At 59.3% G+C, this 22,039-nt stretch carries 13 protein-coding genes; 7 read left to right on the forward strand and 6 right to left on the reverse strand.

Annotated features, from left to right (window positions below):
• The first annotated feature begins 224 nt into the window (after positions 1 to 224).
• The 4 genes from putP to CKW26_RS01640 all read left to right on the forward strand — a co-directional run bounded on the left by putP (position 225) and on the right by CKW26_RS01640 (position 5,437).
• The gene (gene putP, locus CKW26_RS01625) at positions 225 to 1,709 is read left to right on the forward strand and encodes a sodium/proline symporter PutP (protein WP_095047245.1); all 1,485 of its coding nucleotides are present in this window, start codon (positions 225 to 227) and stop codon (positions 1,707 to 1,709) included.
• Between the two features lie 352 nt (positions 1,710 to 2,061).
• A complete protein-coding gene (locus tag CKW26_RS01630) occupies positions 2,062 to 4,077 on the forward strand; it encodes a type VI secretion system tip protein VgrG (protein ID WP_095047246.1) in 2,016 nt (671 codons plus the stop codon).
• On the forward strand, positions 4,067 to 4,780 hold the full coding sequence (locus CKW26_RS01635; protein ID WP_095047247.1) for a DUF4123 domain-containing protein: 714 nt from the start codon (positions 4,067 to 4,069) through the stop codon (positions 4,778 to 4,780). Before CKW26_RS01630 ends, CKW26_RS01635 begins: the two co-directional genes overlap by 11 nt.
• A 336-nt stretch (positions 4,781 to 5,116) precedes the next feature.
• Positions 5,117 to 5,437 carry a hypothetical protein gene (locus CKW26_RS01640; RefSeq protein WP_095047248.1) on the forward strand — a complete coding sequence of 107 codons (321 nt, stop codon included), beginning with the start codon at positions 5,117 to 5,119 and terminating at the stop codon, positions 5,435 to 5,437.
• Between the two features lie 108 nt (positions 5,438 to 5,545).
• Here CKW26_RS01640 and CKW26_RS01645 read toward each other — a convergent pair whose 3' ends face one another.
• Positions 5,546 to 5,959, reverse strand: coding sequence for a hypothetical protein (locus CKW26_RS01645; protein WP_095047249.1), 414 nt, complete (start codon positions 5,957 to 5,959; stop codon positions 5,546 to 5,548).
• Positions 5,960 to 6,381: 422 nt separating this feature from the next.
• On the opposite strand from CKW26_RS01645, the gene CKW26_RS01650 reads away from it, so the two are divergent.
• Positions 6,382 to 7,221, forward strand: coding sequence for a 23S rRNA (adenine(2030)-N(6))-methyltransferase RlmJ (locus CKW26_RS01650; RefSeq protein ID WP_064117137.1), 840 nt, complete (start codon positions 6,382 to 6,384; stop codon positions 7,219 to 7,221).
• Between the two features lie 129 nt (positions 7,222 to 7,350).
• Here the strand turns inward: CKW26_RS01650 and msrA are convergent, their stop codons facing one another.
• The 5 genes from msrA to aceE form a co-directional block, all read right to left on the reverse strand.
• Positions 7,351 to 8,016 (reverse strand): peptide-methionine (S)-S-oxide reductase MsrA, encoded by a 666-nt coding sequence (gene msrA / locus CKW26_RS01655; protein ID WP_095047250.1) that lies wholly within the window; start codon positions 8,014 to 8,016, stop codon positions 7,351 to 7,353.
• A gap of 96 nt (positions 8,017 to 8,112) precedes the next feature.
• Positions 8,113 to 10,809, reverse strand: a complete 2,697-nt coding sequence (locus CKW26_RS01660; protein WP_093430121.1) for a bifunctional diguanylate cyclase/phosphodiesterase — start codon at positions 10,807 to 10,809, stop codon at positions 8,113 to 8,115.
• Between the two features lie 252 nt (positions 10,810 to 11,061).
• Entirely contained in the window at positions 11,062 to 12,459 is a 1,398-nt protein-coding gene (locus tag CKW26_RS01665) for an alkaline phosphatase D family protein (protein ID WP_095047251.1), read from the reverse strand.
• Positions 12,460 to 12,735: 276 nt separating this feature from the next.
• Complete coding sequence (aceF, locus tag CKW26_RS01670) at positions 12,736 to 14,712, reverse strand: dihydrolipoyllysine-residue acetyltransferase (RefSeq protein WP_095047252.1); 1,977 nt, start codon at positions 14,710 to 14,712, stop codon at positions 12,736 to 12,738.
• A gap of 11 nt (positions 14,713 to 14,723) precedes the next feature.
• Positions 14,724 to 17,369 carry a pyruvate dehydrogenase (acetyl-transferring), homodimeric type gene (gene aceE / locus CKW26_RS01675; RefSeq protein WP_007915682.1) on the reverse strand — a complete coding sequence of 882 codons (2,646 nt, stop codon included), beginning with the start codon at positions 17,367 to 17,369 and terminating at the stop codon, positions 14,724 to 14,726.
• 384 nt (positions 17,370 to 17,753) lie between these two features.
• Here aceE and glnE point away from each other — a divergent pair, with 384 nt between their 5' ends.
• Positions 17,754 to 20,693 carry a bifunctional [glutamate--ammonia ligase]-adenylyl-L-tyrosine phosphorylase/[glutamate--ammonia-ligase] adenylyltransferase gene (gene glnE, locus CKW26_RS01680; protein ID WP_095047253.1) on the forward strand — a complete coding sequence of 980 codons (2,940 nt, stop codon included), beginning with the start codon at positions 17,754 to 17,756 and terminating at the stop codon, positions 20,691 to 20,693.
• 310 nt (positions 20,694 to 21,003) lie between these two features.
• On the forward strand, positions 21,004 to 22,038 hold the full coding sequence (waaF, locus tag CKW26_RS01685; protein ID WP_095047254.1) for a lipopolysaccharide heptosyltransferase II: 1,035 nt from the start codon (positions 21,004 to 21,006) through the stop codon (positions 22,036 to 22,038).
• The last annotated feature ends 1 nt before the right edge of the window (position 22,039 follow it).

Below are 22,039 nucleotides of genomic sequence, written 5' to 3' on the forward strand. Positions count from 1 at the left end.
ACTAGGTGCAACTAATTCGCGCGAAACTGGTTGCACCTTTTTTGGTTTGTTGCATAGCATTCGCGCCCTAGGTGCAACCGGGATAACCCGGTGCATCGGCTGGTGGCTTTCCTGGGGAAACATCAGTCCTAAATGCGCGGGATCCCGAATCGTCTGCCAAACATCATCGTTTGCGCGCGGTTCATCACCGCTGCTACATAAAAACAAAGCCAGGGCGTAACTTAATGAGCGTAAGCAATCCAACACTGATCACGTTCGTGATCTACATCGCAGCAATGGTGCTGATCGGCTTCATGGCCTATCGCTCCACCAACAACCTTTCTGACTATATTCTCGGTGGTCGCAGCCTCGGCAGCGTCGTCACCGCGCTGTCTGCCGGTGCTTCCGACATGAGCGGCTGGTTGTTGATGGGCCTGCCGGGCGCCATCTACATGTCCGGTCTGTCCGAAAGCTGGATCGCCATCGGCCTGATCGTCGGTGCCTACCTGAACTGGCTGTTCGTTGCCGGCCGTCTGCGTGTGCAGACCGAGCACAACGGCGATGCCCTGACCCTGCCGGACTACTTCTCCAGCCGTTTCGAAGACAAAAGCGGCCTGTTGCGCATCATTTCGGCGATCGTGATTCTGGTGTTTTTCACCATTTACTGCGCATCCGGCATCGTCGCTGGCGCGCGTCTGTTCGAAAGCACCTTCGGCATGTCCTACGAGACAGCGCTGTGGGCCGGTGCTGCAGCGACGATTGCCTACACCTTCGTTGGCGGTTTCCTCGCCGTGAGCTGGACCGACACCGTACAAGCCACGCTGATGATCTTCGCGCTGATCCTCACGCCGATCATCGTCCTGCTGGCCACCGGCGGCGTCGACACCACGTTCCTCGCCATCGAAGCCAATGATCCAAGCAACTTCGACATGCTCAAAGGCACCACCTTCATCGGCATCATCTCGCTGATGGGCTGGGGACTGGGCTACTTCGGTCAGCCGCACATCCTCGCGCGTTTCATGGCGGCGGATTCGGTAAAGTCGATTGCCAATGCACGTCGCATCTCCATGACCTGGATGATCTTGTGCCTGGGCGGTACCGTGGCCGTGGGTTTCTTCGGTATTGCTTACTTCTCGGCACACCCGGAAGTGGCCGGCCCAGTCACCGAGAACCACGAGCGTGTGTTCATCGAGCTGGCCAAGATCCTCTTCAACCCATGGATTGCCGGTGTACTGCTGTCGGCCATTCTGGCGGCTGTGATGAGTACCCTGAGCTGCCAGTTGCTGGTGTGCTCGAGCGCCCTGACCGAAGACTTCTACAAAACCTTCCTGCGTAAATCCGCTTCTCAGGTTGAGCTGGTCTGGGTCGGCCGCGCCATGGTGCTGCTGGTTGCACTGATCGCGATCGCGATGGCCGCCAACCCGGAAAACCGCGTACTGGGTCTGGTGTCCTACGCCTGGGCCGGTTTCGGTGCAGCGTTCGGTCCGGTTGTACTGATTTCGGTCATCTGGAAAGGCATGACCCGTGACGGCGCACTGGCCGGTATTCTGGTCGGCGCGATCACCGTGGTGGTCTGGAAGCATTTCGAACTGCTGGGTCTGTACGAAATCATCCCGGGCTTCATCTTCGCCAGCCTGGCCATCTACATCGTCAGCAAGATGGGCGAGCCGAGCAGAGGCATGGTGCAGCGCTTCGAAGCGGCGGAAAAAGATTTCCACCTGAACAAGTGATTGTTCTGAGCTGAGGCTCACCCGAAAACGGCCCGTTTCCTACAGGAGACGGGCCGTTTTTTTGTGCCCATGATTTCTCTGATTCACCGCGTGTCCCTGTAGGAGTGAGCCTGCTCGCGATAGCGGTTCATCAGTAACGAAAATGTTGACTGACACACTGCTATCGCGAGCAGGCTCACTCCTACAAGGGATGGAGGTGAACTTGAGAGATTTGTCTGTAGTTGAAGGCGTCGCTTTTTGCAGGGTTTTTCGTCAATGAAAGTAGGGAAAATCTGATTTTCCCGTCACCCATTCATCACCCCTTGCCCCTCATGCAGAATCGCCCGCCCTTCATTCTGCAGAGAGACATCGGATGTTCGCGCCTGCCAATCAACCGCGTTTCACGTTGACACTCGAAGGCGCCCAACATGACCTCAAGGTCCTTGAGTTCACGGGCAAGGAAGCCATCAGCCAACCCTTTCGCTTCGAGCTGGAACTGGTCAGTGAACGGCCGGACCTGGACCTCGAAAGCCTGCTGCACTGTCAGGCGTTTCTGAGCCTGGATGCTCAGGGTTCCGGTATTCACGGTCAGATTTATCAGGTCGGGCAGGGCGATTCCGGGAAACGTCTGACGCGTTATCACATCAGCCTCGTCCCGCGTCTGACCTACCTCGGCCAGCGGATCAATCAGCGGATCTTCCAGCATCTGACGGTGCCGCAAATTGTCGCGCGAGTGCTCAAGGATCATTCGATCCTGCGTGATGCTTTTGAATTTCGCCTCGGCAGCGATTACCCGGTGCGTGAGTATTGCGTGCAGTACGCCGAGAGTGACCTGGCCTTTATCCAGCGCCTGTGTGCCGAAGTCGGCATTCATTACCATTTTCAACACAGTCCCCAAGGTCACCTGTTGGTTTTTGGCGATGACCAGACTGTGTTCCCGCGTCTCGCCGAGCCAACGGTTTATCTGCCGGGCAGTGGCATGTCCGCTGGCGCGCGGGCGATTCAGCGCTTTAACGTTCGCGTCGAAACCCGTACCAGCGTGGTCACCCGGCGCGACTACAACTTCGAAAAGCCGCGGCTGCAGTTGCAAAGCCGTGTCGACGGCGAGCAGCGCCCGGTGCTGGAGGACTATCACTTCCCCGGCCAATTCAATGATCGGGAAACCGGCAAGCACCTGACCCAGCGGGCACTTGAGCGACATGTCGCCGATTACCGTCAGGCTGAGGGCGTCAGCGACGAATCCGCACTGGTTTGCGGGCATTTCCTGCAACTGACCGAGCATCCGCGCCACGACTGGAATGACCTCTGGTTGCTGACCGCCATCGAGCATCATGGCCGCCAGCCGCAGGTGCTGGAGGAATCGGTGACCAGCGATGGCGAGGGATTTCAGGGTTACCGTAATAGCTTTCTAGCCACGCCGTGGGACGTGTTCTTCCGCCCGGCGCTGGGGCCGGAAAAACCACGCATGCTCGGCTATCAAGCGGCGGTTGTGACCGGGCCGAAAGACACGGAAATCCACTGCGACGAGTACGGCCGGGTCAAGGTGCAACTGGCCTGGGATCGCGACGGCGAATTGAACGAGCATTCCAGTTGCTGGCTACGCGTTGCTACTAACTGGGCGCACGACCGTTACGGCAGCGTGCTGATTCCGCGAGTCGGCATGGAAGTGCTGGTCGGTTTCATCGATGCCGACGCCGACAAACCTTTGGTCGTGGGCTGCCTGCCCAACGCCGCGACGCCGATCCCGCTGGATCTTCCGGCGGACAAGACCCGTAGCATTTTTCGTAGTCAGAGCAGCCCCGGCGGTGGCGGCTACAACGAACTGCGCATCGAGGATAAGAAAGGCGCTGAGGAAATCTATCTGCGCGCCCAGCGTAACTGGACGCAGCATGTGTTGAACGATCAACAGGTGCAGGTTGATAACCAGCGCAGCATCGTCGTCACCGGCACCGCGCGGCATGAATTGAAGGCTGATGAGCAGCGCATCACCCACGGCCAGCGCCAAACCGAAGTGAAGCAGGACGATCATCTGAGCGTGACCGGCGACCGTCATGTTCGCGTGAGTAATCAGGCGATCAGCGCCAGTGGGCAATTCCACGTCAGCGCCGGTCAGCAAGTGGTGATCGACGGTGGCGCGAGTGCGACGATTCAGGCCGGTGGGCAGTGGATCAACATCGGCCCCGGCGGCATTTTCAGCAGCGTGCCGATTGTAGTGGGTGGTGCGCCGATGGCGGCGATGAGTGCCGCGCCGGTTGTACCGGGATTGCCGGAGAAACTCGCCGCCGCGCCGGCTGCCATGCTGACTGCTGCACAAATCATGAGCTTCAAGGGGGACGCGCCATTCTGCGAAGAGTGTGAACGTTGCAAGGACGGTCTCTGTGCAGCCTGATTTTCTATTGCCTGCCGATTGGTTGGCGCGGGAGCCGTTGAAAGCGTCCGAGCAATTATTCGCGGTGTTCAGCAATGCCAGCGAGGCAAAGCCGCTTGAGGCTTGGCCAGAAGCGGCCAGTGCGATCTGGGCCGAGACGATCTATGCCGAGTGGGATGCGGTGATGCCTCACGTGGGAGTTTTCGCCGCCGACAGTAAGTTTCTGCATTGGGTCGCCACTACCGAGTCGCTGGATTGGGGTTGGCTGGCGGTGTCTTCGGCGAGTCTTGAAGAGGTGGTGGCGCATTTTCGCAGCCTCACCCAAGTGCTGATGCCGGGCGGCAAAACGGTGTTTTTTCGTTTCTGGGACGGGCGGTTTCTGTTGCCGATTCTTCAGGCCGATGAGGTGGATGCGGCGCAACTGTTTCCGCTGATCGGGCGTTGTTTGATCAATGGTCAGGCGCTGGAAATTGGTGGCAGGGCGCAGGTTTCGGGGCAGATATTTCCTTGGTGGCAGGTGCCGGAATCGGTGCTGGCGCAGCAGGGTAATGACGTTCGAACGGCTAATGCGTTGCAGTGGTTGAGCGAAGAATATCCGGTTCTTTTCGAGGCCTTTCCCGAGGCGGTTTTGCGTTGCAAGGTGAGGCGGTTTTTTCAGGTTTCAATGTCGGAAGATTCGTCGCAATCGGCGTTGCTGGCGTTTTTGCTGGCAGAGTCAGAGTGAGTTTTCGGGGCGAAGGACTCGGACGATTCCTTCGAGTTGCGGCGGTTTTCATGAACTGGTGGGCGGTGGGTTGCAGGGATAGTCTTTTCGTTGTCACTGCGAGAGCGGTGACAGGGCGTAGGACCCCTGTGAAATTCACCGCGCACCAGCGCTGTCGTTTGATTGCGGCACTTAATACGTGTCCGTAGCATCGTTTGCGGCAGCTGTGCGCGGGAACGCTTCGGCGTGACTGAGTTTGGTGGGTTTCTCAGTTTCCTACTCTCGCGTACGGCTGCCACCTATACCCGTAGGAAGGTCACTTGGCAGCCTCTCTAAACCTATTGAGGTACAACTGATATGACTATGCTTAAACCCGATCCACCCTACGAAAAAATCATCCCCCATCCCGACAACCGCTTCATGGCCCTGACCGGCAATTGCAGCGACATGCCGACCCTGTTCATCGACACCCACGTGCCTCTCGACATCCTCATGGACGCCGCCAACCATCGCCTGCGCGCCGTGATCCAGGTGCTGGAAAACATGTGCATGCGCGGCTCGGTCGAATGCGACTCCGTCATCCTCAGCGACTTCGCCCAGCTCTGCGTGATTCCGTTGCGCGACGGCTGTGATGTACTCGACGTCATCGGCAGGCGCCTGCGCAGCATGCCTGCCTGAAAAAGATCAAAGGATCGCAGCCTTCGGCAGCTCCTACACGGGACTGGCGTTCGCCCTGTAGGAGCTGCCGAAGGCTGCGATCTTTTGACGTTAAAGGAAATCAGTTAGTCAGTCAGGGATGTACGCATCCTGAGAGTTGATAAAGCTGTTGAACGCATCGGAGTTGTAGACCTTCATGCACCCAAAAAACACTACTTTTTCATTCGAGTATTTGCTGTTTGAAGGTGTCTGCTCGTAAGCCGCCAACACGTAGTTTCGGGTTTCTTTGTAGGGATCGTGTAGCACTTGCAGCGTGTCTTCATTTTGCAGGATGGAATGCATGCCTTTGCCCATGAACGAATAGGCACTGGCGGACAGTGCAATGTCTTTTTCCAGCGCGGAGCGCTCGTTGAATGGCTTCAGAATGCAGTGGCTCAGACCGTAGTTTTTTAGTGACTGGCGTGCCTGTTCAATCCGGGTTTCGTCGGCAAGGGCGAGGTATGGGCTAAGCAGACTGAATAAGCAGATGATCAGATATCGCATGAGTTTTTGACTTCCTGTCGTTCATGGCTAGCGAGTTTAACGCCATAAAAGCAAAGCCCCTCACCCTAGCCCTCTCCCAGAGGGAGAGGGGACTGACCGAGTTGTCTGGGTGATGTGCGCCGACCTGCGACTTCAGTGGTGAACTTGGCTTGGCCAGGCCTCGCTATGCGTTGTTTCTGGGGACTGATCGAGTTGTCTGGGTGAGGTACGCCGACCTGCGACTTCAGCGGCGCACTTTGCTTCGCCAGGCTTGAGTTCGCGCTGATCTTTCAGGTCGACATAAGCCGCAAGATCACCACCGTCAGTCCTCTCTCCCTCCGGGAGAGGGCTAGGGTGATGGACAGGCTTTTGTCCACTCGGCTGCGAACCCCTGACTTGCCGCCCGGTAAAAGGTAAACTTTGCGCCCTTCGCAGGAGCAGCCATGAATTATCGTCACGCCTTCCATGCCGGCAATCACGCCGATGTGTTCAAACACCTGACCTTGACCCGCCTCATCGCCCTGATGTCGCGCAAGGAGCAGCCGTTTGCCTATCTCGACACGCACGCCGGCATCGGTCTGTATGACTTGCAGGGCGATCAGGCCAACCGTACCGGTGAGTACCTGGAAGGCATCGCGCGCTTGTGGGAGCAACCGGATCTGCCGGCGCTGACCGCCGACTACATGAAGGTGCTGCACGAGATGAACCCGGATGGTCAGTTGCGCTATTACCCGGGTTCGCCGGAGCTGGCGCGGCGCCTGACCCGCCCGCAGGATCGGGTGATGCTCAACGAGAAACACCCCGAAGACGGCGTGTTGCTCAAGGACAACATGGCCGGTGATCGCCGTGTAAAAGTTCATCTCGGCGAGGGCTGGCACGTTGCACGAGCGATGCTGCCGGTGCAGGAAAAGCGTGCGGTGATGTTGATTGATCCGCCGTTCGAGCAGCTCGACGAGATGCAGCGTTGTGCGGCGTCGTTGAAAGAGGCGATTGGCCGTATGCGCCAAACCGTAGCGGCGATCTGGTATCCGGTGAAGGATCAGCGTGCGTTGCGGCGCTTCTATCAGGATCTGGCCGGCACCGGTGCGCCGAAGTTGTTGCGCGTGGAATTGCTGGTGCATCCGCTGGATACGCCGAACAGCCTGAACGGTTCGGGCATGGCGATTGCCAATCCGCCGTGGGGGCTGGAGGAGGAATTGCGTGAGCTGCTGCCGTGGTTGTCGAAGAAGCTGGGGCAGACTCAGGGTGGGTGGCAGATGGATTGGTTGATTGCCGAGAGCTGATCAACGGCAAGATCAAAAGATCGCAGCCTGCGGCAGCTCCTACACGGTTCGGTGTCGTCCACCAATGTGCGGACGATCACTGATCTCCTGTAGGAGCTGCCGAAGGCTGCGATCTTTTGCTTTTAAGGGTCAGTTACCCGCCAGGCTCGCTGGCATGCACACGCCGGTGCCGCCGATCCCGCAATACCCTTCAGGATTTTTCGCCAGATACTGCTGGTGATACGCCTCGGCGAAGTACACGGTCGGCGCCTGTTCGATCTCGGTGCTGATTTCCCCCAGACCCGCCTTCGACAGTTCCGCCTGATACACAGCTTTGCTTTTCAGCGCCGCGTCCAGATGCTCAGGCGAGGTTGCGTAGATCACCGAGCGGTACTGCGTACCGATGTCGTTGCCCTGACGCATGCCCTGCGTCGGGTTGTGCAGTTCCCAGAACATCGCCAGCAGCTCTTCGTAGCTGACTTTGGCCTTGTCATACACCACCAGCACGACTTCGGCGTGGCCGGTCAGGCCCGAGCAGACTTCTTCGTAAGTCGGGTTCGGCGTGAAACCGCCGGCATAACCCACCACGGTGCTGACCACGCCTTCGCGCTGCCAGAAGCGGCGTTCGGCGCCCCAGAAGCAGCCCAGACCGAAGATCGCAAAGTCGACGTCCTGGAAAAACGGGCCAAGCAGCGGGGTTTCTTCAAACACGAAGTGCTTTTCAGGCAGGGTCATCGCGGTTTCGCGGCCGGGCAGAGCTTGTTCTTTAGTCGGGAGCACGTTCTTGTTCACCAGAATTTCCGAGCGCAGAACCATGATCGTTCCTCTCAGTCAGGTTGGATGTGAAAAGTCAGACCGCCAGTGTGCCGAATGATGCCCGACTTCGCACTATCCAATGTAGGAGCGGCGAGGTCAGAGGCAGAGCGGGCCGCGCGGGTAGCGTTTCAGCGCTTGGATGAGTTCTGCGCCCGGAATCGGCCGGTCGAACAGGTAACCCTGTCCGACATCGCAACGGTGGCGGCGCAGGAACGCCAGTTGTTCGGCGGTTTCGATGCCTTCGGCCACAACCTTGAGTTTCAGGTTGTGCGCCATGGCGATCACCGCCGAGGTGATTTCCATGTCGTCCTGGTTGTCGGGAATTTCGTGGATGAAGCTGCGATCAATCTTGATGATGTCGATCGGGAATTTCTTCAAATAACTCAGCGATGAATACCCGGTGCCGAAGTCGTCCATGGCTAGCGTCAACCCAAGGCGCTTGAGCTGGTCGAGCTGCAAGTGCGTGTCTTCGGTGGCTTCCAGCAGCAGGCCTTCGGTCAGCTCCAGCTCGAGCAGATTGGCCGGCAGCGCTTCTTCCTTGAGGATGTTGGCGATGGAGGCCACCAGATCCGGGTCGGAGAACTGTTTCGGCGACAAGTTGATCGCCACTTGCAGATTGCCCATCCCTGCTGCGGTCAGCGCTTTGCTCATGCGGCAGGCCTGACGGGCGATCCACTTGCCGATCGGAATGATCAGGCCGGTTTCTTCGGCGACGCTGATGAACTGGTCCGGGCGAATCATGCCGCGTTCCGGGTGGTTCCAGCGCAGCAGCGCTTCCATGCCCAGCAGACGACCGCTGCGCAGGCACAGCTTGGGCTGGTAGAACACGTCCAGCTCGTTCTGGGTCAGGGCGCGGCGCAGGTTGTTTTCGACGAACAGTTTGTAGCTGGCCTCGGCGTTCAGTGCTTCGGTGAAGACTTGCACCTGATGTTTACCGTTGGCCTTGGCTTTGTGCAGCGCCAGGCCGGCGTTACGCATCAGCGTTTGCGGATCGCGACCGTGTAGCGGTGCACAGGCCAGGCCGACCGAACCGGTGACGCTGATCAACTGGTTGTCGACGAACATCGGCTTGTCGAGGGTCGCCAGCAATTGGTTGGCGATCTGCTGACCGGTCGCCAGGTCGGTGTCGTCGAGCAGCACGGCAAATTCGTTACTGGCGAACCGCGCAAGGCTGCCACTTGGACTCAGGCTGTTGCGCAGACGCCGGGCCAGACTGATCAGCAGCTTGTCGCCGGTCTGGTGGCCGAGACTGTCGTTGATCCGCTTGAAGTTGTCGATGTCGACCAGCAACAGGCTGATCGGCGTGTCGCTGTCGCGGGCGAAGCGTTCGTCCAGATTGCGGATAAACGCCGGGCGGTTGCCGAGGTTGGTCAGGTTGTCGGTGTACGCCAGTCGCTCAATGCGCTGCTGTGCGAGTTTGGTCTGGGTGATGTCTTCGTAGATGCCGATGTAATGCGTCAGCTCACGGTTGTCACCGTAGACTTTGGAGATCGACAGCTGACCCCAGTACGGTTCGAGGTTCTTGCGGCGGCTTTTGAATTCGCCCTGCCAACTGTTGCTCTTGGCCAGCGCCGAGGGCGCGTCGAACAACAGTTCACTGAGGTTTTCCAGCGCCGGCAGCTCGGACAGACGCTGGCCGTGGACTTCTTCGGTGGTGTATTGGGTGATCGCGGTGAAACTCGGGTTGACGTACTCGACCACGCCGTCGCAATTGACCAGCAAAAACGCGTTGGCGCTTTGCTCGACTGCACGCTGGAACAGGTGCAGGGCGCTGGTGGCAGTGCGGCGGTTGTGGTTGTTGATGACTTGCGCGAACTGGTCAGCCAGCTCACCGGCAAAGGCGATTTCATCGGACTGCCAGGCGCGGGTGACGCCGGTCTGTTCCAGGCACAGCACGCCGACCACTTGCCCATCGACGCGAATACTGGCGTCGAGCATGGCGTTGACGTCGCGCGGGCGCAGGGCTTCGGCCATCTCCCGGGTACGCGGGTCGCGCATCGCGTTGTGCGCATCGATGGCGCGACTGCCATGCAGGGCGTCCATGTAATCCGGGAAGCTACTGATGTCGATCACGTCCGGAAGGATGTATTCCTGGGTCGCGCGGTGGTACGCGGAGATCGGCACCAGATGCTGGCCTTCGAGGTTCCACAAGCTGGCGCAGTCGATTTCATAGATATCGCAGGCGCAGCGGGTGATCAGCTCGGCGGCTTCCTGCAACGAGTTGTGCGTGCTGTAGCGCTGGCGCGCGAGCAGCAGAATCAGGTCCTGCTGGGCGCGCACGCGTTCCAGGTGCTGCAGTTGTTCCTGCTGCGCGCGTTGATTGAGTTCAAGGGCGATTTGCAGGCGTGAATTCTGGGTTTCGAGGTCGACGCAGGGCACCTGCGGCACTTCGTCGAACACATCATCGACCGCCAATAGATAGCCGCGCAGCAGATGACGATTGTGCTGTTTATACGCTTCGCCCAATTCGAGGATGTTCAGCTTGCCTGCGGCGGTGTGCAGGGTATAGCGCACCAGATAATGCGGGCTGTCGCGCAGTTGCTGCTGGATCGCGTCGTGCAGTTGATAGCGCGCTTCGGGTTCCATCAGGCTGGCGTAGGGTGAGCCGACCAGCGCGCAAAGCTCGACGGCTGGCTGACCGAACTGGCGTTCACAGTTGGGATCGAGAAACAGCATCGCCCAACTGGCTTCATTCAAGCGCTCGAAACGCAGCATGCCGAGCCGCGAGGGCACAGGCAACTGCGTCACTACCTCGGCCGCCATACGGCTGGCGGCATCGGGTTGGCTCTTCATGAAGGGAACTCGCTTGGAAATATGCTGAACGCGCCGGGCTCTCGCCCTCTTTACTGTTGCCTGCGGCAAGGTTGCATCATTGCGGCACTGACTGACAAGAGACATGAAGGCCAAGTGCTATAAGAATATGTCGGCTGCGTCGGGCATTTCTCCAGCACGTCGTTGAAAAGAGTAAAAGATCGCAGCCTTGGGCAGTGTCTACAGGGGAATGCGCCCTCTGTAGCAGCTGTCGAAGGCTGCGATCTTTAAGGCTTAGCGCAGCTTTATGGCGATCGACTGCAGCCGTTTTCCATCCCGATCATGGTAATTGACCATAATCTGATCAGCCTCGACCACCAAGTGGGCGAAATTGTCTTCACTCACCACCGTGCTGGTCAGTTCATGCCGATAATCGCCCGCCGCCGTGTGCACCAGCGGCTGATCCAGGATGAACGTGGACGCTTTGGCATATGGCAGCAGTTTGCTGTTGCACAGCGGCGAGGACACCACCGTGTGGATTTCGAAGTCCGGGTCTTCGCTGTGTGTCAAACGAGCCGCCAGCGAGCCATGCACGTCCCCGGAAATGAACACGACATTCTTGATTCGCCGGGTGCGGATGGTTTCCAGCAGGCGCAGGCGTTGCTCGGGAAAGGCTTTCCAGGCGTCATCGCCGTGGCGTTTGCGATCGGGATAGAACATCACGCTGGTGACCACGAACTTGACCCGCGCTGTGCTGTGGCTCAGCCATTTGAGCAGGGCCTGTTCCTGTGCCTCGTCGAGGATGCGTCGGTCATCGGCTGACAAGTTGCGGCGGGTGCGACTATCGGTGACAAACCATTCGATATCGCCGTCGCTGAATTGATACCAGTAGTGCTCAAGTGTCGAGTGATCTATTTCACCGTTAGTTGTCAGCGGATGTACCGGGCTATGACTGGCCTGATACAACTCATAGGCAGCCATTGCGTTACGGTACAAGTCGCCGTCGGACTTGCTGGCATTGGCAGGCCAGTTATCTTCGATTTCGTGATCATCGAGAATCATGTAAGTCGACGTGCCAGACATCAACCGTTGAATGTTTGGTTGGGAAAACGCGGCGCGGTACTTGTTGAGGATGTCTTTGTATTCGCGATCCGGTGCGACCAGGTTCAAGTCGTCCACATAAATTTGATCGCCGGTCATCAATACCGCGCTGATCGGGGGTTGTATGCCCTCGATGAGCTGATTGATGGATGCAAAGATCCGGTCACCCAGTTGCGGCAGGGAGGCAATGCCAGCAGTCATGCGCAAGTAGCGGCAGGAGCCGACGATGTAGGCTCTGGGTTGCAGGGCTTTGCTGGAGCGGGTGCGCAGGCGATAGATTTCCCGTGGCCATTGCAACGGCAACTCGGCAACGCTGTCTGGCGTATGTACCGGATTCATCGGGCTGAACCAGCCGGTCTGATATTCATATTCGGTGTCGGCACTCAAATTGTTGAGGGCGAACACATGTGACATTTCGCGTAATTCACTCAGTTGCGCAAAGTTACCTTTGGACCAATGTTGTGTGCTTGAAGCGCGATAACGAATCCCGGCAAATACCGGCGAGTTGTTCTGACGATCGCCACGCATGAAGATGCGCGCATGAACAGTTGTAACGTGGCCGGTAATTGGGCCGATAGTTGGTTTTAACATGTCGAATCCATTCGAATTAACTTGAGTTAACAGGATTTCACTAAGTTTTCTTAGTTGAATTGGTTGCGCCTAGGTTAGTTGCGTATCGAATAAAAAAGATCGGTACCAAGTCGACCGGAGTTGTGGCCGATGTCAGCGCGACGTGTGGGAAAAAGACGAGGGAGGTGTTTCTTCAGGCAAAAAAAAGCCCCGCCAAACTGACGGGGTTGAGGTACGAGCGTGTGGCGCTCGAAAGGGTGCAGCAATCGGCCCTCCGTTGCCGGAGGGCCGATCGAGTTACAGCAGGATCGTGCGGATGTCCGCCAGCAGGCTGCCCAGACGCTGGGTGAAGCGTGCGGCAGCGGCGCCGTTGATCACACGGTGATCGTAGGACAACGACAGCGGCAGCATCAGTTTCGGCTGGAAGGCTTTGCCGTCCCAGACTGGCTGGATGGTTGCCTTGGAAACACCGAGGATCGCCACTTCCGGCGCGTTGACGATCGGCGTGAAGCCGGTGCCGCCAATGTGGCCAAGACTGGAAATGGTGAAGCAGGCGCCCTGCATGTCGTCAGCGGTGAGCTTCTTGTCGCGGGCTTTGGCGGCCAGCGCAGCGGCTTCGGCTGCCAGTTGCAACAGGCTCTTCTGGTCGACGTTCTTGATCACCGGTACCAGCAGGCCATCCGGGGTGTCGACGGCGAAGCCGATGTTCACGTATTTCTTGCGGATGATCGCTTTGCCGCTTGGCGCCAGCGAACTGTTGAAGTCCGGCAGCTCCTTGAGCATGTGCGCGCACGACTTGAGCAGCAGCGGCAGGATGGTCAGCTTGACGCCAGCCTTCTCTGCAACGGCTTTCTGCGCCACGCGGAACGCTTCCAGCTCGGTGATATCAGCCGAATCGAACTGAGTCACGTGCGGGATGTTCAGCCAGCTGCGGTGCAGGCTCGACGCGCCGATCTGCATCAGGCGAGTCATCGGCACTTCTTCGATTTCGCCGAAACGGCTGAAGTCGACGACCGGAATCGGCGGGATGCCCGCGCCACCGGTTGCGCCCGCTGCAGCGGCCGGTGCTTCCTTGGCCTTCTGCATCATCGCTTTGACGTAAACCTGCACGTCTTCTTTCAAGATACGACCGTGCGGGCCGCTGGCACCGACAGCGTTCAGCTCAACGCCGAACTCACGGGCCAGTTGACGCACGGCAGGGCCAGCGTGAACTTTGGCACCCGGCTTGGCCGGTGCGGCGGCTGGAGCTGCAGCAGGTGCAGCGGCAGCCGGAGCAGCAGCGGCAGGTGCCGGAGCGCTCGGAGCAGCAGCGGCGGCAGCTGGAGCCGGGGCAGCAGCAGGCGCTGCGCCTTTGACTTTCAGCTTCAGAATCAGGTCGCCGGTACCGACTTCGTCATCTAGCTTGATGGAAACGCTTTCCACCACGCCAGCGGCAGGCGATGGGATTTCCATGCTCGCTTTGTCGGATTCCAGGGTGATCAGCGACTGGTCGGCTTCAACGCTGTCGCCAGCCTTGACCAACACTTCGATGATCTTGGCTTTGCCAGCCGAGCCGATGTCCGGAACGTGGATGTCCTGAACGCTGTCAGCCACCGGTGCTGCTGGCGCGGCTGCCGGAGCAGGCGCAGCGGCAGCGGCCGGTGCAGCAGCCTGGGCCGGAGCGGCAGCCGCAGGGGCCGCAGCACCCGCCACTTCCAGATCCAGAATCAGGTCGCCAGTGCCGACTTCGTCGTTGAGCTTGACGCTGATGGCTTTAACCACGCCAGCGGCAGGCGACGGGATTTCCATGCTCGCCTTGTCGGATTCCAGAGTGATCAAAGATTGATCAGCTTCGACGGTGTCGCCGACCTTGACCTGGATCTCGATGATCTGTGCCTTGCCCGAAGAGCCGATGTCCGGCACGTGCACTTGCTGAACCGAAGCGGCAGCAGGGGCAGCGGCTGGTGCAGCGGCTGGTGCAGCGGCAGCAGGCGCGGCAGCCGGTTTGGCCTCCGCTTTTGCAGCCGGCGCAGCGGCAGGAGCAGGGGCCGCTTCAGCGGCGCCCTCGACTTCCAGCTCAAGAAGTTCGTCGCCTTCTTTCAGACGGTCGCCCAGCTTCACTTTCAGGCTCTTGATGACGCCGGCTTTCGGGGCCGGCACTTCCATGCTGGCCTTGTCCGATTCCAGGGTCAGGATGCTCTGGTCGGCTTCGATACGGTCGCCGACCTTCACAAACAGTTCAATTACTTCACCTTCACCGCTGCCGATGTCAGGTACGCGAATGAGTTCGCTCACAAAATGTCTCCTCAGCAGTCCAGTGGGTTGCGTTTTTCCGGGTCGATGCCGAACTTGACGATGGCTTCAGCCACGACTTTAGGTTCGATATCACCACGGTCAGCCAGTGCTTCCAGGGCTGCCAACACCACGAAATGACGGTCGACTTCGAAGAAATGACGCAGTTTCTTGCGGCTGTCGCTGCGGCCGAAACCGTCGGTGCCCAGGACTTTGAATTCCTTGGACGGTACCCACTGACGGATCTGCTCGGCGAACAGCTTCATGTAGTCGGTAGACGCTATGACCGGACCTTTACGGCCGTTCAGGCACTCTTCGACGTAGCTCAGCTTAGGCTTCTGGCCAGGCTTCAGACGGTTGCTGCGCTCGACAGCGAGGCCGTCGCGACGCAGTTCGTTGAAGCTGGTAACGCTCCATACGTCGGCGCCAACGTTGAACTCTTCACGCAGGATCTTCGCCGCTTCACGGACTTCACGCAGGATGGTGCCGGAGCCCATCAGTTGGACGTGGTGCGCCGCATCGCGGGTGTCTTCTTCGAGCAGGTACATGCCTTTCTTGATGCCTTCTTCGGCACCGGCCGGCATGGCTGGCTGCTGGTACGACTCGTTCATCACGGTGATGTAGTAGAAGATGTCCTGTTGCTCTTCGGTCATCTTCTTCATGCCGTCCTGAATGATCACCGCCAGCTCGTAGCCGTAGGTCGGATCGTAGGTGCGGCAGTTCGGGATGGTCGCGGCCAGCAGGTGGCTGTGACCGTCTTCGTGTTGCAGGCCTTCACCGTTCAGGGTGGTACGGCCGGCGGTGCCGCCGATCAGGAAACCACGGGTACGGCTGTCGCCGGCAGCCCAGGCCAGGTCGCCAATACGCTGGAAGCCGAACATCGAGTAGAAGATGTAGAACGGCAGCATCGGCTGGTTGTGGCTGGAGTACGAAGTACCGGCAGCGATGAACGAACTCATGGCGCCTGCTTCGTTGATGCCTTCTTCAAGGATCTGACCTTTCTGGTCTTCCTTGTAGAACATCACCTGGTCTTTATCGACTGGCTCGTAGAGCTGGCCGACGGACGAGTAGATGCCGAGCTGACGGAACATGCCTTCCATACCGAAGGTACGGGCTTCGTCCGGGATGATCGGGACGATGCGCGGGCCGATTTCCTTGTCCTTGACCAGTTGCGCGAGGATTCGCACGAAAGCCATGGTGGTGGAAATTTCACGGTCGCCAGAGCCGTCAAGGATGGCCTTGAGGGTGTCCAGGTCCGGAGTCGGCACGCTGAAGCTTTGTGCGCGGCGCTGAGGGACGAAACCGCCCAGTGCAGTGCGCCGCTCGCTGAGGTAGCGGGCTTCGGCGCTGTTTGGCTCTGGTTTGAAGAACGGCAGGTTCTCCAGCTCTTCGTCCTTGACCGGGATGTCGAAACGATCGCGGAACAACTTCAGGCTGTCGACGTCGACTTTCTTGGTGTTGTGCGCAGTGTTTTTCGCTTCGCCGGCACCGGTGCCATAACCTTTGATGGTCTTGGCGAGGATGACGGTTGGTTGTTCTTTGTGGTTGACCGCTTCGTGGTACGCCGCATAGACCTTGTACGGGTCATGGCCGCCACGGTTGAGTTTCCAGATCTCGTCGTCGGACAGATCAGCAACCATCGCCTTGAGTTCTGGCGTGTTGAAGAAGTGTTCACGGACGAACGCGCCGTCTTTGGCTTTGTAGTTCTGGTACTCGCCGTCGATGACTTCGTCCATACGACGTTGCAGGATGCCGTCGACGTCTTTGGCCAGCAGTGGGTCCCAGAAACGGCCCCAGATGACTTTGGTCACGTTCCACTGAGCACCGCGGAACACGCCTTCGAGTTCCTGAATGATCTTGCCGTTGCCGCGAACCGGGCCGTCGAGGCGCTGCAGGTTGCAGTTGATGACGAAGATCAGGTTGTCCAGCTTCTCGCGGCCGGCCAGGGAGATCGCGCCCAGGGATTCCGGCTCGTCGCACTCGCCGTCGCCCAGGAAGCACCAGACTTTCTGTTTGCCCGGCTGGATGAAACCGCGGTGTTCCAGGTACTTCATGAAGCGTGCCTGGTAGATCGCTTGAATTGGACCCAGACCCATCGATACGGTCGGGAACTGCCAGAAGTCAGGCATCAGCCAAGGGTGCGGGTAGGACGACAGGCCCTGACCGTCGACTTCCTGGCGGAAGTTGTTCATCTGGTCTTCGGTGATGCGGCCTTCCATGAACGCACGGGCGTAAACGCCTGGCGAAGTGTGGCCCTGGAAGTAGATCAGGTCGCCACCGTGTTCGTCGGTCGGGGCCTGGAAGAAGTAGTTGAAGCCGATGTCATACAGGGTCGCACTGGAAGCGAAGCTGGAGATGTGACCACCCAGGTCAGAATCTTTCAGGTTCGTACGCATTACCATGGCCATCGCGTTCCAGCGTACCAGCGAGCGAATGCGGCGTTCCATGAACAGGTCGCCAGGCATGCGTGCTTCGTGGGTTACCGGGATGGTGTTGCGGTAAGGCGTGGTGATGGCGTAAGGGAGCTGCGAGCCGCTGCGGGTCGCGAGTTCGCCCATACGGGTCATCAGATAGTGAGCACGGTCTTCGCCTTCTTTGTCGAGAACCGATTCCAGGGCGTCCAGCCATTCCTGGGTTTCGACGGGATCGAGGTCTTGCATGGCTTGCTCCAGGGCGGAAAGGCTTCCAGAATCGGTTGCCTGAGTTTGCGACTGGCCTTGTGGGCAGACGATTTAAAATTCTTGGATTGCCGATAGGTTGTTCCGGCGGCGTGTAGTTTTACTACAAATCTTCCGGCATTTCAGCCTTTCGAATGTATAGACGAGTAGTAAAACTACAGAAGAATGGCTTGTGGCCTCCGGCTGCGTTGTGAGAATAATCGTTAAGGTTGGTCTTTTACCATCCGAAAAAGGTGAAACTTTGATGTTCGCTGCCAACGAGAAAGAAATTTCAGCTATTTCTAACTTTTGTTCGACAGTCTTCCGGGTAGCGGCTTTTCACCAATCACTACAAGCGGCCATTTACACGCCGATCAAGGATAGACCATGACCCTGCCCGTGCTTGCCGAACTGCCTGCCCTTTTCCTGTCGTTGGTCACTCGATCCGAGCAGTCGTTCCGTACGGCCGTCGCCGCGCTGGAAGACGATCACGGCCTGGCGAACTGGACGCCAGAGCGCTGGGCGCAGTTCGCCCGCGTCACCGCCGCCAGCGAGTTTGTCATTGAACAGAGCGTTCGTGACCCTTTGATGTTGCTTGCACTGGTGCAGTCCGGCGAACTCGACCGGGCCTTCGCGCCGGGCGAATTGTGTGCGCAGATTGCTGCGGCAGTGAACGCCGCGCAAACCGAAGATGAACTCGGCCGCGCCTTGCGCCGCCAGCGCGCTCGCCATCAAGTGCGGATCATCTGGCGCGATCTCACCCGTCAGGCCGATCTGGTGCAGACCTGCCGCGATCTCTCGGATATGGCCGACGCGACTATCGACCAGGCTTATCAATGGTTGTACAGCCGCCATTGCGAACAATTCGGTACGCCGACCGGCCGCCGCAGCGGTGAGCCGCAGCCAATGGTCATCCTCGGCATGGGCAAGCTCGGCGCGGTCGAGTTGAACCTGTCTTCGGATATCGACCTGATTTTCGCCTACCCCGAGGGTGGCGAAACGGTGGGCGTGAAGCGCTCGCTGGATAATCAGGAATTCTTTATTCGTCTCGGCCAGCGCTTGATCAAGGCGCTGGACCCGATGACCGTCGACGGTTTTGTATTCCGTGTCGACATGCGCCTGCGCCCGTACGGCTCGTCCGGCGCGCTGGTGCTGAGCTTCAATGCGCTGGAGCAGTATTACCAGGATCAGGGCCGCGACTGGGAACGCTACGCGATGATCAAGGCGCGGGTGGTGGCCGGCGATCAGGTCGCGGGCGCGCAGTTGCTCGACATGCTGCGGCCGTTCGTTTACCGACGTTACCTGGACTTCTCGGCGATCGAAGCGCTGCGCACCATGAAGCAACTGATCCAGCAGGAAGTGCGGCGCAAGGGCATGGCCGACAACATCAAGCTCGGCTCCGGCGGTATCCGCGAGGTCGAATTTATTGCTCAGGCCTTTCAGTTGATCCACGGTGGTCGCGACTTGAGCTTGCAGCAGCGTCCTCTATTAAAGGTGTTGAGCACGCTGGAGGGGCAGGGTTATCTACCGCCGGCGGTGATCAGCGAGTTGCGCGAGGGTTACGAATTTCTGCGTTACACCGAACACGCGATTCAGGCGATTGCCGACCGCCAGACCCAGATGCTGCCGGATGGCGCGCAGGATCAAGCGCGCATTGCCTTCATGCTCGGCTTTGCCGATTGGGATTCTTTCCATGAAAAACTGATGTTCTGGCGCGGTCGCGTCGCTTGGCACTTCGCCCAGGTGATTGCCGATCCCGATGAAGATGAGGGCGCCGAAAGCGAAGTGGTGGTCGGCGGTGAATGGCTGCCGCTGTGGGAAGAGGCGCAGGACGAGGAGGCCGCGTGCCGGCAGTTGGAAGAGGGCGGTTTTGCTGACGCGAGCAAAGCCCTGAAAGCGTTGGCCGGATTGCGCAGCAGCCCGCAATTGCGCGCGATGCAGCGGTTGGGGCGTGAGCGTCTGGATGCCTTTATTCCGCGTCTGCTCGCACAGGCTGTGGAACACGCCAATCCGGATCTGGTGCTTGAGCGGGTGTTGCCGCTGGTCGAAGCGGTCGCTCGGCGCTCGGCTTATCTGGTCTTGCTGACGGAAAACCCCGGTGCACTGCGACGCTTGCTGACGCTGTGCGCGGCGAGCCCGTGGATCGCAGAGCAGATCACGCGCTTCCCGTTGCTGCTCGATGAACTGTTAAACGAAGGCCGACTGTTCAAGCCGCCCTTGGCGCCGGAACTGGCGGCTGAACTGCGCGAGCGCCTGACGCGGATTCCCGAAGACGACCTCGAACAACAAATGGAAGCCTTGCGCCATTTCAAATTGGCGCACCGCTTGCGCGTGGCGGCGTCGGAAATCGCCGGCAGCCTGCCGCTGATGAAAGTCAGCGATTACCTGACTTGGCTGGCCGAGGCGATTCTCGAGCAAGTGCTGGCCCTGGCCTGGCGCCAGACGGTGGCCAAGTACGGCACACCGCTGCGCACCGACGGCACCTTGTGCGATCCCGGCTTCATCATTGTTGGTTATGGCAAAGTCGGCGGCCTGGAACTGGGGCATGGTTCGGATCTGGACCTGGTGTTTATCCACGACGGCGATCCGCAGGCGGAAACCGACGGGCCGAAGTCGATTGATGGCGCGCAGTTCTTCACGCGATTGGGGCAGCGAATCATTCACTTGCTGACGGCGCAGACCAACTCCGGTCAGCTCTATGAAGTGGACATGCGTCTGCGGCCATCCGGTGCTTCGGGGCTGTTGGTCAGTTCGCTGGGGGCATTTGCGCGCTATCAAGAAAATGAAGCCTGGACGTGGGAGCATCAGGCGTTGGTGCGGGCGCGGGTGCTGGTCGGCAGTCAGGATGTCGGTCAGGCGTTCGAGAAAGTCCGCGCGCAGGTCTTGGGCAAGGCGCGCGATCTGGCCAAGTTGCAACAAGAAGTCAGTGAGATGCGCGCGAAGATGCGCGATAACCTCGGCACCAAGAGCACCGCAGCCGGCACGGCGGCAAATGCCTTCGACGCCACAGCGCCCTTCGACCTCAAGCAGGACGCCGGAGGTATCGTCGATATTGAATTTATGGTGCAATACGCGGCTCTGGCGTGGTCGCAAAGCCACCCGCCATTGCTGCGCTGGACCGATAACATCCGCATTCTGGAAGAGCTGGAACACGAAGGGCTGATGCCTGCCGAAGATGCCAGTTTGCTGCGCGAGGCCTATAAAGCCTACCGTTCCGCCGCTCACCGGCAGGCGTTGCAGAAGGACGCCGGGGTGATACCGGGTGACCAGTTTGCCGACGAACGCCGGCAGGTTTTACGGATATGGAAAGAGATGGGGCTAAGCTGAAACAAGCCAATGAAGGCAATGAGATTCAAGAGGTGGGAGCGAGCCTGCTCGCGAAGGCGGTCGGTCGGCCAGCATGGATGTTGAATGTGCTGGCCCCTTCGCGAGCAGGCTCGCTCCCACAGTGATCTGCGGTGAGTCGCAGATGTGTGAACAGAGGCAAAACCATGTGGGAGCGAGCCTGCTCGCGATAGCGGAGTGACAGTCGACAGTCATGTTGAAGGTAATGACCCATCGCAAGCAGTGCCGCTCCCTCAGTGATTCTCGAGGCGGGGAGGCGTAAATGCCTCCCCGGTTCGTTTTTGGAAACCACATGAATATTCTGATCGTTGGGCCCAGTTGGGTCGGTGACATGGTGATGGCGCAGACACTGTTTCAGTGTCTCAAGCAGCGCCACCCGCAATGCGAAATCGACGTCCTGGCCCCTGAGTGGAGCCGGCCGATCCTTGAACGCATGCCCGAAGTGCGCAAGGCCTTGAGCTTCCCGCTCGGCCACGGCGCGCTGGAATTGGCGACGCGTCGGCGCATCGGCAAATCCCTGCGTGGTCAGTACGATCAGGCGATCCTGCTGCCCAACTCGCTGAAGTCGGCGCTGGTGCCGTTTTTCGCCGGCATTCCGAAACGCACCGGCTGGCGCGGCGAATTCCGCTACGGCCTGCTCAACGATGTGCGCACCCTCGACAAACAACGCTATCCGTTGATGATCGAGCGGTTCATGGCTTTGGCCTATGAGCCGAACGCCGAGCTGCCGAAGCCTTATCCGCGCCCAAGCCTGCAAATCGACCCGGTCACTCGCGAAGCAGCGTTGGCCAAGTTCGGCCTGACCCTCGACCGCCCGGTGTTGGCCCTGTGCCCTGGCGCCGAGTTTGGCGAGTCCAAGCGCTGGCCGTCCGAGCACTACGCCAAAGTCGCCGAAGCGCGCATTCGTGAAGGCTGGCAGGTGTGGCTGTTCGGTTCGAAGAACGATCATGCGGTCGGTGAAGATATCCGCGCTCGACTGATTCCTGGCCTGCGTGAAGAATCGGTCAACCTCAGCGGCGGTACCTCGTTGGCCGAGGCCATCGACCTGATGTCCTGCGCCGACTCGGTGGTCTCCAACGACTCCGGTCTGATGCACGTCGCCGCTGCGCTGAACCGCCCCTTGGTAGCCGTCTACGGCTCGACTTCGCCGGGCTTCACCCCGCCGCTGGCGGAGCATGTCGAAGTGGTTCGTCTGGGCCTCGATTGCAGCCCGTGCTTCGACCGCACCTGCCGCTTCGGCCATTACAACTGCCTGCGCCAGCTGATGCCGGACGCGGTCAATGATGCCTTGCAGAAGTTGCAGGGCTCTGTGGTCGAGGTTCATTAAG

Origin of the sequence: Pseudomonas sp. Irchel s3h9, assembly GCF_900187475.1 — a bacterium.
GTDB lineage: Bacteria > Pseudomonadota > Gammaproteobacteria > Pseudomonadales > Pseudomonadaceae > Aquipseudomonas > Aquipseudomonas neuropathica.